Below are 12,099 nucleotides of genomic sequence, written 5' to 3'. Positions count from 1 at the left end.
AAATCAACAAACGACGACCGCGTACCTGCAGGAAACGTCTTCGGCATCAGCAACTCCTTCGAATCAGGATGTTGCAACGACCGTATGACTTTGCCAGCTGTCAAGGGGCCTTTTGCGGCAAGTCGGCGACCTGGCTGGCGGATGAGGTTGTGGGCGGGCCGCTGCAGACGCTGGAGACGGGGAGCCGCGGGTCAGGCCTCGGTGGCGGCGATGGTCCAGCCGGCCGAGTGGGACTGGCCGGGGGCGAGGAGCACCAGGTCTTCTCCGGTGGAAAAAGCGTCCGGTGGGCAGGTCATCGGTTCGACCGCCAGGCCGATGCGGCTCTGCTCGGGCGCCGGACGGTCAGCGGTGTGCACCTGCAGCCAGGGCAGCTCGGCGCCGAAGCTCATGCGCACGCCGGTGCCGGCCGGGCTGGTCACGGTGACGGATGCCGACCCATTCGAGTCCCGCGCGATCGCGGTGAACGCGTGGTCGATGAAGGTGTCGCCGATCACCCGGGGCGTGCGGAAATCGAACTCCGGCGTGGTCTCGACCGGCACCGTGGCCACGGGGCTGAGCCGGTCCGGGGTGACCGTGAGATAGGCAGCGGCCGGGAACTCCAGGGTCCAGTCGTCGACGATGCCGGGACCGGCCACGAGATAGGGGTGCGGGCCGGTGCCGTAAGGGGCCGTGGCGGCGCCGACGTTCTCGGCGGTGACCGTGCTGGTGAGGCCGTCGTCGGTGAGGCTGTACGTTACCAGGAGAGCAAGGCGGTGCGGATAGCCGTCGCTGGGCACGATGGTGGTGCCCAGGGTCACCGAATCGGCAGTACGCGCCTGCAGCGTCCAGTCGGCCCAGCAGACCAGGCCGTGCAGGGCGTGGGAGCGGCTGGGTTCGGTGAGCGGCAGTTGGTAGTCGACGCCGTCGAAGGTGTAGCGGCCGTCGACCACCCGGTTCGGCCAGGGCGCCAGGACCGCGCCCCGGTAGCCGGGACGCACCTCGTCCTCGGCGAACGGCACAACCAGGTCGCGGCCGTTCCAGGTGAGCAGGCGCAGGCTCGCACCGACGCTGGCGATGGTGGCCGAGTAGCCGTCGTGGCTGATCGTGTACTGCAGCCCGGAGAGGGGCAGGACGGACGCATCCGTGCCGGTGGCGGTGGGGGAAGTGACGGCGGCGTCAGTCATGGGGAAGGACTCGTTTCAGGTAGGCGTTCTGGAACCGTGCGTCGGGATCGACCCGAGTCAGGTGGGCGGCGAAATCGTCGAGGCGGGGGTAGGCGCGGCGCAGGCCGGCCGGGGACATCGTGGAGACCTTGCCCCAGTGCGGCCGAGGCGCGAAGGGCTCCAACGTGTGTTCGATCAGCGGCAACACCGCGAGAATCTCGGCCGCCATGGGCTTCCAGGTGAAGTGGATGGCGAGCGAGTCGCGGGCGTAACTGGGGCTGAGCCAGGCGGTGTCGGCGGCCACGCTGCGGAGCTCGGAAATGTGCAGCAGCGGTGCGATGCGGTCGCCGATCACGCGCAGGGCGGTGATCGCGGCGACGGCGTGCTCGGCCGGGATCAGGTATTCGGACTGGATCTCCTCGCCGTGGCTGGGCTGGAACTCGCTCCTGAAATGCGCGAGACGCTCGTTCCACGGCCCGGGCTCGCGCAACTGCCCCGTCACGCTCTCGGCGGTGACACCGGGCAGCGGGTGCAACGCCACCATGGCCTCGGTGGCGCCGAGAGCGGCGAGGTCCAGCTCGGGGCCGTCCACATCCAGCCGGCGCTTGGACCAGACCTGGTGAGTGTTCTCACCCCGGAAGGTGGTGAACACGCTGACGCTGTAGCCGCTGGCCATGATGGCGGCCCAGTTCGCCAGGGCCGCGGTCCAGGACAGTCCCTCGTGCACGTACTGGGAGATCTGGAAGTGCGGCTGCACCTTCAGGGTCACCGTGGTGACGATGCCGACGGCGCCCAGGCCCACCACGGAGGCGGCGAAGTCCTGGTCGTGTTCCCGCACGATGTCGACCTGCCCCGAGGCGCGCACGATCTCCAGCGCCACGACCGAGGACGCCAACGACCCGTTGCGCACGCCGGAGCCGTGGGTGCCGGTCTGGATGGCGCCGGCGACCGAGATGTGCGGCAGGGACGCAAGGTTCGGCAGGGCCAGGTCGTGCGCGGCGAGGTAGGCGCCCACCTGGGCGTAGGTGCTTCCCGCGCCCACCCGCACGCTCACCGCTGCGCCGTCGTCACCGAACTGAAGCGACGGTTCGATGTCCAGCCGGTCGAGGGCGATCAGGGTGCCGACGCTGTCGGCGATCGTGGAGAAGGAATGCCGGGAGCCCAGGGCTTTGATCTGCCCGGCCTCGGCGTCGACAGCTGCCACGATCCGGGAGACCTCTTCGGTCGTCGTCGGGTGCCTGATGTCGTCCGTTGAATACTCGACGTTGCCGGCCCAGTTCTTCATTGAAACCATTTCTGTTGGAGAGTGCGCGGGGGTTTTCACCCCTGCGAAAGAGCGTACCGCCCGGGTTCGACGAGTACGGCGAGGCCATCGGCGAGGAGCCCGGCCAGGGCCCTGTCGCGCTGCACGGCATCCGGCCACACGGTGTCGATCTCAGCGGCGGTCACCGGATGGTGCGTGGCCCGCAGCTCGGCCATGATCAGCCCGCGCACCTGCCGGTCGCTGCCCTCGAACTTCTTCTGCACGGCCTTCTTCGGTCCCGCGTAGGCCGGGTAGCCGGCCGCACGCCAGGCGCAGGCATCCCGGATCGGGCAGGTCTCGCACCGCGGGCTGCGGCTGGTGCACACAATGGCGCCCAGCTCCATGATGGCCGCGTTGAAGACCGCCGCCGCGACGGGCTCGGAGGGCAACAGCGCCGACATCGACTCGAGGTCCCTGCTGCGGCTGGGCGGTGCGGGTTCGGCCTGCCCGGCCACAGCCCTGGCGATCACCCGGCGGGTATTGGTGTCGACCACCGGATGCCGGTGGCCATAGGCGAAGACCGCAACCGCCCTGGCCGTGTAATCACCGATCCCGGTGAGGGCCAGCAAGTCGTCCACGTCCTCCGGCACGATGCCGCCGTGCCGTTCCACGATCTGCACGGCAGCGGCGTGCAGCCACAGCGCTCGGCGCGGGTAGCCCAGGCTCGCCCAGGCCCGAACGGCTTCGCCGGGCGGAACTGAGGCCAGGTCGGCGGGTGTCGGCCAGCGTTCGAGCCATTCCGCAAGACGCGGGATGACCCGGCTCACCGGGGTCTGTTGCAGCATGAACTCGCTCACCAGGGTGCCCCAGGCGCTGAAACCGTCGCGCCGCCAGGGCAGGTCGCGGGCGTTGTCGCCGAACCAGGCACTGATGCTGTGGCTGAGGGCGGGGTCGGCGGGCGCTGCGCCGACAATGCCACCGTCGACGGGGGCAGCGCTGTGGACTGTGACGTTCATCGGTTCTAACCTAGGCTCGATTCATGAAGCTCGTTTCCACTCCACGCGTCGAGTACCTGCGTACCCTCGCGTCCGAGATCCTCAATCTGAACGGCCGGGGCCGGGTGATCGTGGCGGTGGACGGCGCCGACGCGGCCGCCCGCACGGCGTTCGCCGACGATCTGGCCGCCGTGCTCGACGAAGCCGACAAGCCCACCTATCGGGCGTCGCTGCGCTACTTCCAGCGGTCCAGGGAAGACGTCGGCCGGTTCGGCGCCGACTCCCCGGAGCGTTTCTTCCGGCACGGTTTCGACTATTCCGCGCTGCGCCGGGTCTTGATCGAACCGTTCCGGCTCGGCGGCAGCGCCGGCTTCGTCACCCAGGTCTTCGACCCCGACCGCGACAGCTGGATCGAACCGACCTGGACCACGGCTCCGGCGGATGCGTTCCTGGTCATCGACGGCGAGTTCATCAACCGCAGTGAACTGCGGGACGCCTGGAACTACCGCATCCTGCTGGAGAGCGAGGCGACCTCGGAGGCGGACTATCTCTACCAGAAGGAGGAACGCCCCCGACAGGTGGCGTCGGCCGTCATCGACCTCAGCGAGAGGCACCGCCCCCAGCGGGTGTTCAGCGACTCCTGCTGAACCGTGCCAGCACGTCGGCGGGGCTGAGGAACGCCCCGCGTTCCTCCACCTCGTGCACCAGGGCGGTCAGCCGGCTGTTCACCGGGGCCGGAACGCCGGCGGCAGCGGCCTCACGCACCACCACCCCGTTGAGATGGTCCACCTCGGTGCGTTGGCCGCGGGTGATGCTTTGCAGGGTCGAGCCCAGATTGGGCACCCTGCCCATGCGGGCACGCATCCGCAGCGGCACCACCTGGCCCGCCCAGGCGGGCAGCAGCGAGAAGGCGCGCAACCGGCGGTCGCCGAGCGCCTGCATGGCACCGAACCGGATGCCGCGGCGTGTGCCCACCCGCACGGCCTCGCGCATGCTCAGCGTCAGCACCCGGCGCAGGCCCCGGTGGGCGACGACGGACTGTACGCTCAGCCCGGTGATCGCGGGCAGTGCGTTGAGCATGTTCACGACAAGTTTGGTCCACTGGGCGCCGACGAAATTGTCGATGGCCTGGCAGGGCACGGCCTCGGCGAGCACGGCCTGCCAACGCCTGGTGGCCGCATCGGCCGGCCCCGTGCCCCGGCCGAGATAGGTGGGCGCGACGGTGGTGACCGTGACCAGCCCCGGTTCGGTGTAGTTGGCCGCGATGATCGAGAGGGCGCCGAAGCAGTCAGAGCGGGGGAGCAGCCGCCGGGCGGTCTCGACCCCGTCGAGGCCGTTCTGCACCACGATCACCGCGGCGCCGTCGAGCACGGCGGCGTTGTCGGCGATCGCTTTTTCCGCATCCTGCGCCTTGGTGCAGACCAGGGCGAGATCGGGCGTCTCGACCAGCCGTTCGAGGGCGGTGGGATGCGCCGTTGCCGGGCCGAACCCGCCTACGAGCCGGATGCCGCGCTCGCGGATCACGGCGAGTCCGGCCCCGCGCGCGGTGACGGTCACCTCGTGGCCGGCCGCGCTGAGCAGGGTGGCGAAGGTTCCGCCCAGGGCGCCAGCGCCGATCACAGCAATTCGCATGACCTCAGCCTAGAAGCCCCGGCCGGGCCACCTCGACTACCCGCGAACGAGAAGGGCGTCCGAGCGAACCGGTGCGGGCTGCGGGGCCTGATCGACCCGACGACCTGACGGCAGCGCCAGCGCGATCACCGCCGCGACGGCGAGCACCCCGGCGCCGACCAACACGGCGGGGACCGCGGCATCCACGTACCCGGTGGGGGTCAGCGTGCCGCCGTTGCCGGTGAAGACGGCGGTGAGCACCGCGACGCCCAGCGCCACACCGATCTCGCGGAAGGTGGAGTTGGTGCCGGACGCCTTGGCATGGTCGTCGGGCACCATATTGGCCAGCACCGCGGTGGAACTCGGCGCGAAGACCAGCCCCATACCCAGCCCGGCCAGGATGAACGCGCCCACCAGCTCGCCGTATTCGACGTCGACCGACATCTGGAGGGCGAGCCAGACCATCGCGATCGCGAGCAGGGCCAGCCCCAGCACGATCGGCAGCCGCGTTCCGGTTCTCGGGCTGAGCATCCCGGTCAGCGGGGCCACGATCATGGGAGCCAGCGTCCACGGCATTGTCATCACACCGGCTTCGAGTGGACTGTGGCCCTGCACGATCTGCAGGAACTGGATGAGGATGAAGATCGACCCGAAGATGCCGAAGCTGAAGGTGATCCCGACCAGGTTCGCGACCGTGAAGCTGCGGTCCCGAAACAGCCGCAACGGCAGCAGCGGTGCGGATGCCCGACCCTCCCACCAGACGAAAGCCAGCAGGAGCGCTCCGCCGCCGATGAGCGCCGCGAGCACCTCGGTGCTGCTCCAGCCGGCTTCGTTGCCCCGCACGATTCCATAGACGATTCCGAAGACCCCGCCGCCCGCCAGCACCAGGCCCATCACATCGGCGCGCAGCCGGGCACCGAAACTATTGGGCAGCGCCACCAGCACCAGGGGGACCGACAGCAGGCCGAGCGGAACGTTCAGCCAGAAGATGGCTTCCCAGTTCCACCCTTCCACCACGGCACCGCCGATGAGCGGGCCGAGGGCCACACCGAGGCCGGCGATGCCGCCCCAGGTGCCGATGGCCGCTGGCCGGAAGCGGTCGGCGACCGACCCGACGAGCAGGGTGAGGGAGAGCGGCATGAGCGCGGCGGCGCCCACGCCCTGGAGCGCACGGGCGGAGATCAGCATCCACGGTTCGACGCTCACGGCACAGAGCGCCGATGCGGCGGTGAACACCGCGATGCCGGCCAGGAACACGGTGCGGCGCCCGAAGCGGTCGCCGATGGCGACGGCCATCAACATGAACGTGGCGAAGCTGAGGGAGTAGGCGTTCACCACCCACTGCAGTTCTTCGATTGTGGCCGAGAGGTCGGTGTTGATCACCGGCAGGGCGTTGGTGACCACGAGGTTGTCGAGGGTGGCCATGAACATGGGCAGTGACGCGGCGACGACGGCAAGCCAGACGGGAACCCGGCCGAGGCGCTTGCCGGGCGGGGTGAGGGTGGAGGTCATGGGAGGTCCCTTCGGGAACGGAGCCGGAGAATGTTGTAATTGAATGATTACAAAACAGGAGACCAGTAATCGACTGATAACCTGTCAAGTGTGAACGAGACATCCGGCACCGCAGCCGCCCAGCCCACCGAGCGCATTCCCGCCGCGGAACGACGTGAGCAAATCCTGGCCGCGGCCAGCGTGGTCTTCGGCGAGCGCGGCTATTCCGGTGCGACAACCGACCAGGTGGCCAAGGTGGCCGGCATCAGCCAGCCTTACGTGGTGCGCATGTTCGGCACCAAGGAGAACCTGTTCCTGGAGGTGCTCGCCAGAGCGCTCGAGCGGCTGGTCGCCGGCTTCAGGCAGATCATCACCGAACCACGCGAGCACGGCGAGGACGAGATGGAGCTGCTGGCCGCACGGCTCGGCGGCGCCTACGTGGACCTCATTGAAGATCGCGGCATCCTGCTCTCGCTCATGCAGGCCTTCATCAGCGGGCACAACCCGGTCGTCGGCGCCAAGGCCAGGGCCGGGTTCCTCGAGATCTACCGGATGCTGCGCGACGAGGCCGGCTTCCCGCCGGACGCCATCCGCGAGTTCCTGGCCGACGGCATGCTGTTCAACACGCTCCTGGCCATCCGGCTGCCCGACATCTTCGACGAGGACCCCGACGCCGAGGAACTCATGCGGTGCACGTTCCGTGGCAAGCTCGACGTTGTGCTCGGCGCCACAGCCGCCGAAGCCGCCGCAGATGCCTGACCCCAGCTAAGAAGGATTTCCAGTGAACGCCCCACGCCGCAAGCCCGGCAGCACGACCAGTGGCCTCGTGCTGGTCGACAAGCCCCAGGGCTGGACCAGCCACGATGCCGTCGCGCGCACCCGCCGCTTGGCGAACACCCGCAAGGTCGGCCACGCAGGCACCCTGGACCCGATGGCGACGGGCCTGCTGATCCTCGGGATCAACAGCTCCACCCGGCTGCTCACGTATGTGGTCGGCCTCGACAAGGAATACCTGGCCACCATCCGGCTGGGCGCCGCGACGACCACAGACGACGCCGAGGGGGAGGAGCTCACCCGCGCGCCCGCCGAGGTCTTCGACGCCGTGACCGCTGAGGCCATCACCGCGGGCATCCAGGGTCTGACCGGGGACATCAGTCAGCGGCCCAGCGCCGTGAGCGCCATCAAGGTGGACGGCAAACGCGCCTACGCCAGGGTGCGCGCCGGCGAGGACGTCGAACTGCCCGCCCGTCCCGTCACCGTGAGCGCGTTCGAACTGCTCTCCAGTACCCCGGTCGACGGGTTCCTCGACCTCGAGGTGCGCGTCGTGTGCTCCTCAGGAACCTACATCCGGGCGTTGGCCCGCGACCTCGGCGCTGGCCTCGGCGTCGGCGGCCACCTCACCAGCCTCCGCCGCACCCGCATCGGTCCGTTCGGCATCGACGCCGCCGACCCGCTCGACCGGCTCGATGTGGCCCGCGCCCTGATCGGCCCGGCGGATGCCGCGAGCCGGCTGTTCGGGCGGCTCGATCTGAGCGAGCAGCAGGCCATCGACCTCGGCCACGGCAAGCGCATCGACGCGCCCGTCGGCGCCGGCGACGCTGGACCGATCGCCGCCATCAGCCCGAACGGCAGCCTCATCGGCCTCGTCGAGTACCGCGCCGGCCAGGCCAAGTCGATCGTCAACTTCCCGCCAGACGAACCCGCCGCCGGCCCCGCCGGCCCCGCCGACAGCCCCGCCGTCGCGGAGGACGCCTCATGATCGAGTGGTTGACCTACCTGCAGCTGGCGATCGCCACCGCTGCCGGCCTGCTCTGCCTGGGCCTGGGGCTGGCCGGCCGCAAGCCCACCGACGTCAGCATGGGGGCGACCCTACTCGTCGAGGTGCTCCTGATCGTGCAGCTCGTGGTGGCCCTGGTTGCTCCGCTCACCGGCAACCAGGCCACCGGCAGCCTGCTGGAGTTCTACACCTACCTGGTCAGCGCCATCCTGCTGCCGATATTCGGGGGAGTGTGGGCGCTCATCGAACGCAGCCGGTGGAGCACGGTGATCCTCGGGGTGGTCTGCCTGTCGGTGGCCGTCATGCTCTACCGGATGCTGCAGATCTGGACCGTGCAGGGCGTCTGAGCCGTGCAGCACGACCGGCACCGTTCGGCCCGGAGAATGCTGCGATAATTACTGAGCGATGAATGATCTCAAGACCGACTCCGGAGACAACGCCACCGGTACGACGACTCCCGGCCGGGTGACCGGCATCGGGCGGGTGCTGATCATGGTCTACGGCGTCCTCGCCCTCGCCGCAACCGGCCGGTCCTTTGTGCAGATCGTCGGGAAGTTCGACGAGGCCCCGCTGGCGTACACCCTCTCGGCCCTCGCCGCGGTGGTCTACATCGTCGCGACCATCGCCCTGATCAAACGCGGACGCGCCTGGTACCGGATCGCCTGGGTCACCATCGGTTTCGAACTGCTCGGTGTTCTCGTCATCGGCACCCTCAGCCTGGTCGACCCACAACTCTTCCCGCACGACACAGTCTGGTCGGTGTACGGCCGCGGCTACCTGTTCATCCCGTTGGTGCTGCCGATCCTGGGCATGTGGTGGCTGGCCCGCCACGCGCCGGAGCGCACCGACCGGAACGGCGTCCCGGCATGACCGGCGCCCGGGCCACGCCCACAAACGTTCCCTCAAACGTGCCCACCACCGCGCGCATGAAGGTGTTCGCCGGTCGCGGCGCCGTCCCGGCCGACTGGCCGGCCTCCGCGGTGAGCATCGGCAAATTCGACGGTGTGCACGCCGGCCACCGCGCCGTGATCGCAGAGCTCAAGACCCTCGCCGACCGGGAAGGCCTGGCCGCCGTCGTCGTCACCTTCGACAGGCACCCGCTCTCCCTGCTGAATCCCGACAAGTGTCCCGCCGAGCTGGTCAGTGTGCAGCAGAAGCTCGACCTGCTCGGTGGCACCGGCCTCGACGCCACCGTGGTGCTCGCGTTCGACAGGGCGCTTTCGTCACTGCCGCCGGAGGACTTCGTCCGTGACATCCTCGTGAACACCCTGCACGCCCGCCACGTGATGGTGGGCAGGGACTTCAGGTTCGGCGCCCGCGGTGCCGGCGACGCCGACCTGCTCACCGAGCTCGGTGGCCGGTACGGTTTCGACGTGCGCCTGATCGACGACGTCACGCCGCAGGGGGAGCGCCGGGTCTCGTCGACGTGGATCCGCGAGCTGCTCTCCGACGGTGACGTGCGCGCGGCAACCCGGTTGCTCGGGCACATCCCCACGATGCGTGGAATGGTTGTGCACGGTGCGGCCAGGGGTCGCGAACTCGGCTATCCCACCGCGAACCTCGCACCGGAGGCCGAGGGGCTGGTCCCCGCGGACGGCGTGTACGCCGGCTGGCTCACCGACAACGGGGTGCGCTATCCCGCCGCCATCTCCATCGGCAACAACCCCACCTTCGACGGCGTGCCGCAGAAGCAGGTCGAGGCGTATGTGCTCGACCAGGAGATCGACCTGTACGACCATGTCGTCGAGGTCGCTTTTGTCGAGCACATCCGCGGCATGGTCGCGTTCACCGGCATCGAGCCGCTGATCAGGCAGATCGAGGATGACGTCGTGCAAACCCGCGCGATCCTGCAGCTCCCGGCCGACTAGCCGGCCGGCTGCTCCGGCGGTGCCTGAACGGGTGGGGTGTCCGCGGGCAGCGGCCCGCGGCCGAACAGGAACAGAATCAGCTCCGACGCCGGTGCCCGCAGCGGCGTGCCGTGGCCGACGCTCCATTCGGCATCCGTCGCCAGCAACCGGCGGGTGTGCAGAACGGCCTTGATCTCGGTGGGGGCGATCAGACTGCGCCGCAGCGCCACCGCGCCACCGGCGGTCGCGTGAATCGGCAGGGTCAGGCCGAGCGGATGCGCCGCGTCGAGGCCGTGCACCACGGCCTCGGTCAGCTCGGTGATGCCACCGCGGCCCGAGGCTGCCCTGGCTGCGGCGATCTCCCGCAGCCGCGCCACCAGCTGGGCCGGCTCGGCGGCGGCCGCGGCCCGGCTCACGGCGTCGATGGCGCGCCCCGGGCGCACAAAGTGACCGAGGTACGCCCGGGCGGCGCTGCCGAGGAGTTCGCGCTTCGTGCTGCCGAGCCGCCAGACCAGGTGTCCGGCGACATCGCGCACCCGCCAGCCTGTGCACAGGCTCTGCGCCTCCCACTGCTCGGGCGTCAGCCCGGCGAGCAGGTCGGCGATGGCCGTGACGGTGGCCGCGAGGTGCCCCGACCAGCGCGCGTTCACGCCGGATTCGTTGCCGACACTCCGCAGGCTGAGGGGGAGGAGTCGCGCAAATTCTGCCATGCCGTCCAGCCTAGACTTGCCCGGTGCCAGAATTTTCGCCCCGCCCCCTCTGGACCGGGCGAACCCTGGCACTGCTGGGTATCGTCCTGGTCGCCGCCAACCTGCGCACTGCGGTCGCGGCGCTCTCGCCCATCGTCAGCCAGATCTCCACGGACATCCCGCTGACCGCAACGTCCATCGGCATCCTCGGTATGCTGCCGCCGGTCTGCTTCGCCGTCTTCGGCATCTTCACCCCGGTCTTCACCCGCCGGTTGGGCCTGGAGAACGTGCTGGTGCTCGCCCTCACCGCGATGCTCATCGGGCACCTCACCCGCGCCGGGGCGGGATCCCTCACCGCCCTGATGATCGGCAGCGTGATCACCTTCGCCGGGCTCGGGGTCGGCAACGTGCTGCTGCCGCCGCTGGTGAAGAAGTACTTCCCCGACAGGGTCGGCCTGATCACCTCCCTCTACGTCACCGTGGTGTCACTGAGCACCCTGATCCCGCCGCTGATCGCCGTGCCGGTCGCGGATGCCGCCGGCTGGCGGGTCTCCCTCGGGCTCTGGGTGCTGCCCGTGGTGTTCGCCCTCGTGCCCTGGCTGACGATGTTCGTGCGACACCGGGTGCACACCAGCCCGGCGGCCCTCGTCGAGGAAGCGGAGCCGGCGCTGCTCGGTCGGATCTGGCGTTCCTCGATCGCCTGGGCACTGGCCGTGGTGTTCGCGGCGTCGTCGCTGAACGCCTACGCGATGTTCGCCTGGCTACCGCAGCTGCTCATCGACACCGCGGGCGTGACCCCGGCCCAGGCCGGCACTCTGCTCTCGGTCTACGCCGCCATGGGCATCCCCTGCGCGCTGCTGATTCCGTGGCTGACCTCCCGAATGAAAAACGTGGCCATCCTGGTCTACCTGGGGGTCGCCGCCTTCCTGATCGGCGATCTCGGTCTGCTCCTGGCGCCAGGCACGCTCACCTGGCTCTGGGTGGTGCTGGCCGGTCTGGGGCCGCTGTTCTTCCCGCTCACACTGGTTCTGATCAACCTGCGCACCCGCACCCACGCCGGGTCGGTGGCACTGAGCGGTTTTGTGCAGAGCGTCGGCTACACCCTCGGTGCGCTCGGCCCGCTGTGCGTGGCGCTGCTGCACGAGATCACCGGGGCGTGGACGGCCCCGCTGCTGTTCCTGATCGGCACGGCGCTCGCGATCACCGTGGCCGGCGCGGTTGTCGCGCGCCCGCACCTGCTCGAGGACGACCTGGAGCGCCGGCACCGCTCGTAGTCCGCTGCTCATATGAGCAAGATCTGCAAC

Annotated in this window: 13 protein-coding genes; 7 read left to right on the top strand and 6 right to left on the bottom strand. The window is 69.6% G+C overall.

Translation table 11 applies throughout. The annotated features are described in order from the left end of the window. Positions 1-191: 191 nt before the first annotated feature. From RCH12_RS15985 to RCH12_RS15975, 3 genes are read right to left on the bottom strand one after another with little or no spacing between them, the layout of a single operon-like run. Positions 192-1,163 carry an aldose 1-epimerase family protein gene (locus tag RCH12_RS15985; RefSeq protein ID WP_327017523.1) on the bottom strand — a complete coding sequence of 324 codons (972 nt, stop codon included), beginning with the start codon at positions 1,161-1,163 and terminating at the stop codon, positions 192-194. Further along, positions 1,156-2,427 (bottom strand): D-arabinono-1,4-lactone oxidase, encoded by a 1,272-nt coding sequence (locus tag RCH12_RS15980; RefSeq protein ID WP_327017522.1) that lies wholly within the window; start codon positions 2,425-2,427, stop codon positions 1,156-1,158. Before RCH12_RS15980 ends, RCH12_RS15985 begins: the two co-directional genes overlap by 8 nt. A 35-nt stretch (positions 2,428-2,462) precedes the next feature. Next, a complete protein-coding gene (locus tag RCH12_RS15975) occupies positions 2,463-3,401 on the bottom strand; it encodes an A/G-specific adenine glycosylase (protein WP_327017521.1) in 939 nt (312 codons plus the stop codon). A 23-nt stretch (positions 3,402-3,424) separates the two neighbouring features. Here RCH12_RS15975 and RCH12_RS15970 point away from each other — a divergent pair, with 23 nt between their 5' ends. Then, the gene (locus RCH12_RS15970) at positions 3,425-4,027 is read left to right on the top strand and encodes a hypothetical protein (protein ID WP_103432614.1); all 603 of its coding nucleotides are present in this window, start codon (positions 3,425-3,427) and stop codon (positions 4,025-4,027) included. Here the strand turns inward: RCH12_RS15970 and RCH12_RS15965 are convergent. Further along, entirely contained in the window at positions 4,011-5,012 is a 1,002-nt protein-coding gene (locus RCH12_RS15965) for a ketopantoate reductase family protein (protein ID WP_103432613.1), read from the bottom strand. The two genes, RCH12_RS15970 and RCH12_RS15965, sit on opposite strands and share 17 nt — an antisense overlap. Before the next feature lie 36 nt (positions 5,013-5,048). Then, positions 5,049-6,503 (bottom strand): MFS transporter, encoded by a 1,455-nt coding sequence (locus RCH12_RS15960; protein ID WP_327017520.1) that lies wholly within the window; start codon positions 6,501-6,503, stop codon positions 5,049-5,051. Positions 6,504-6,593: 90 nt separating this feature from the next. Here RCH12_RS15960 and RCH12_RS15955 point away from each other — a divergent pair, with 90 nt between their 5' ends. The 5 genes from RCH12_RS15955 to RCH12_RS15935 are packed head-to-tail and all read left to right on the top strand — an operon-like array spanning position 6,594 to position 10,127. After that, on the top strand, positions 6,594-7,241 hold the full coding sequence (locus RCH12_RS15955; protein ID WP_103432611.1) for a TetR/AcrR family transcriptional regulator: 648 nt from the start codon (positions 6,594-6,596) through the stop codon (positions 7,239-7,241). A gap of 22 nt (positions 7,242-7,263) precedes the next feature. Next, positions 7,264-8,241, top strand: coding sequence for a tRNA pseudouridine(55) synthase TruB (gene truB, locus RCH12_RS15950; protein ID WP_327017519.1), 978 nt, complete (start codon positions 7,264-7,266; stop codon positions 8,239-8,241). Continuing rightward, positions 8,238-8,606: a hypothetical protein gene (locus RCH12_RS15945; protein ID WP_103432609.1), complete on the top strand. Its 369-nt coding sequence runs from the start codon at positions 8,238-8,240 to the stop codon at positions 8,604-8,606. Before truB ends, RCH12_RS15945 begins: the two co-directional genes overlap by 4 nt. A 58-nt stretch (positions 8,607-8,664) precedes the next feature. Continuing rightward, positions 8,665-9,129, top strand: coding sequence for a hypothetical protein (locus RCH12_RS15940; RefSeq protein ID WP_088455514.1), 465 nt, complete (start codon positions 8,665-8,667; stop codon positions 9,127-9,129). Between the two features lie 56 nt (positions 9,130-9,185). Further along, a complete protein-coding gene (locus RCH12_RS15935; RefSeq protein WP_327017525.1) occupies positions 9,186-10,127 on the top strand; it encodes a bifunctional riboflavin kinase/FAD synthetase in 942 nt (313 codons plus the stop codon). On the opposite strand, the gene RCH12_RS15930 is transcribed toward RCH12_RS15935, so the two are convergent. After that, on the bottom strand, positions 10,124-10,816 hold the full coding sequence (locus RCH12_RS15930; RefSeq protein ID WP_327017518.1) for a maleylpyruvate isomerase family mycothiol-dependent enzyme: 693 nt from the start codon (positions 10,814-10,816) through the stop codon (positions 10,124-10,126). The genes RCH12_RS15935 and RCH12_RS15930 overlap by 4 nt on opposite strands. Positions 10,817-10,839: 23 nt before the next feature. Between RCH12_RS15930 and RCH12_RS15925 the strand changes: the two genes are divergently transcribed. Further along, positions 10,840-12,069 (top strand): CynX/NimT family MFS transporter, encoded by a 1,230-nt coding sequence (locus RCH12_RS15925; RefSeq protein WP_327017517.1) that lies wholly within the window; start codon positions 10,840-10,842, stop codon positions 12,067-12,069. Positions 12,070-12,099: the final 30 nt, after the last annotated feature.

The organism is Cryobacterium sp. MP_3.1 (genome assembly GCF_035984795.1).
In the GTDB taxonomy this organism is placed as follows: Bacteria; Actinomycetota; Actinomycetes; order Actinomycetales; family Microbacteriaceae; genus Cryobacterium; species Cryobacterium zongtaii.
Note: the sequence above shows the minus strand (reverse complement) of the source record. Positions and strands in the feature narration are given on the sequence as shown.

Bases quoted from the DNA above. Each gene is read 5' to 3' on its own strand.
- RCH12_RS15985 (WP_327017523.1), bottom strand. From the start codon at position 1,163: ATGACTGACGCCGCCGTCACTTCCCCCACCGCCACCGGCACGGATGCG.
- RCH12_RS15980 (WP_327017522.1), bottom strand. From the start codon at position 2,427: ATGAAGAACTGGGCCGGCAACGTCGAGTATTCAACGGACGACATCAGG.
- RCH12_RS15975 (WP_327017521.1), bottom strand. From the start codon at position 3,401: ATGAACGTCACAGTCCACAGCGCTGCCCCCGTCGACGGTGGCATTGTC.
- RCH12_RS15970 (WP_103432614.1), top strand. From the start codon at position 3,425: ATGAAGCTCGTTTCCACTCCACGCGTCGAGTACCTGCGTACCCTCGCG.
- RCH12_RS15965 (WP_103432613.1), bottom strand. From the start codon at position 5,012: ATGCGAATTGCTGTGATCGGCGCTGGCGCCCTGGGCGGAACCTTCGCC.
- RCH12_RS15960 (WP_327017520.1), bottom strand. From the start codon at position 6,503: ATGACCTCCACCCTCACCCCGCCCGGCAAGCGCCTCGGCCGGGTTCCC.
- RCH12_RS15945 (WP_103432609.1), top strand. From the start codon at position 8,238: ATGATCGAGTGGTTGACCTACCTGCAGCTGGCGATCGCCACCGCTGCC.
- RCH12_RS15940 (WP_088455514.1), top strand. From the start codon at position 8,665: ATGAATGATCTCAAGACCGACTCCGGAGACAACGCCACCGGTACGACG.
- RCH12_RS15935 (WP_327017525.1), top strand. From the start codon at position 9,186: ATGAAGGTGTTCGCCGGTCGCGGCGCCGTCCCGGCCGACTGGCCGGCC.
- RCH12_RS15930 (WP_327017518.1), bottom strand. From the start codon at position 10,816: ATGGCAGAATTTGCGCGACTCCTCCCCCTCAGCCTGCGGAGTGTCGGC.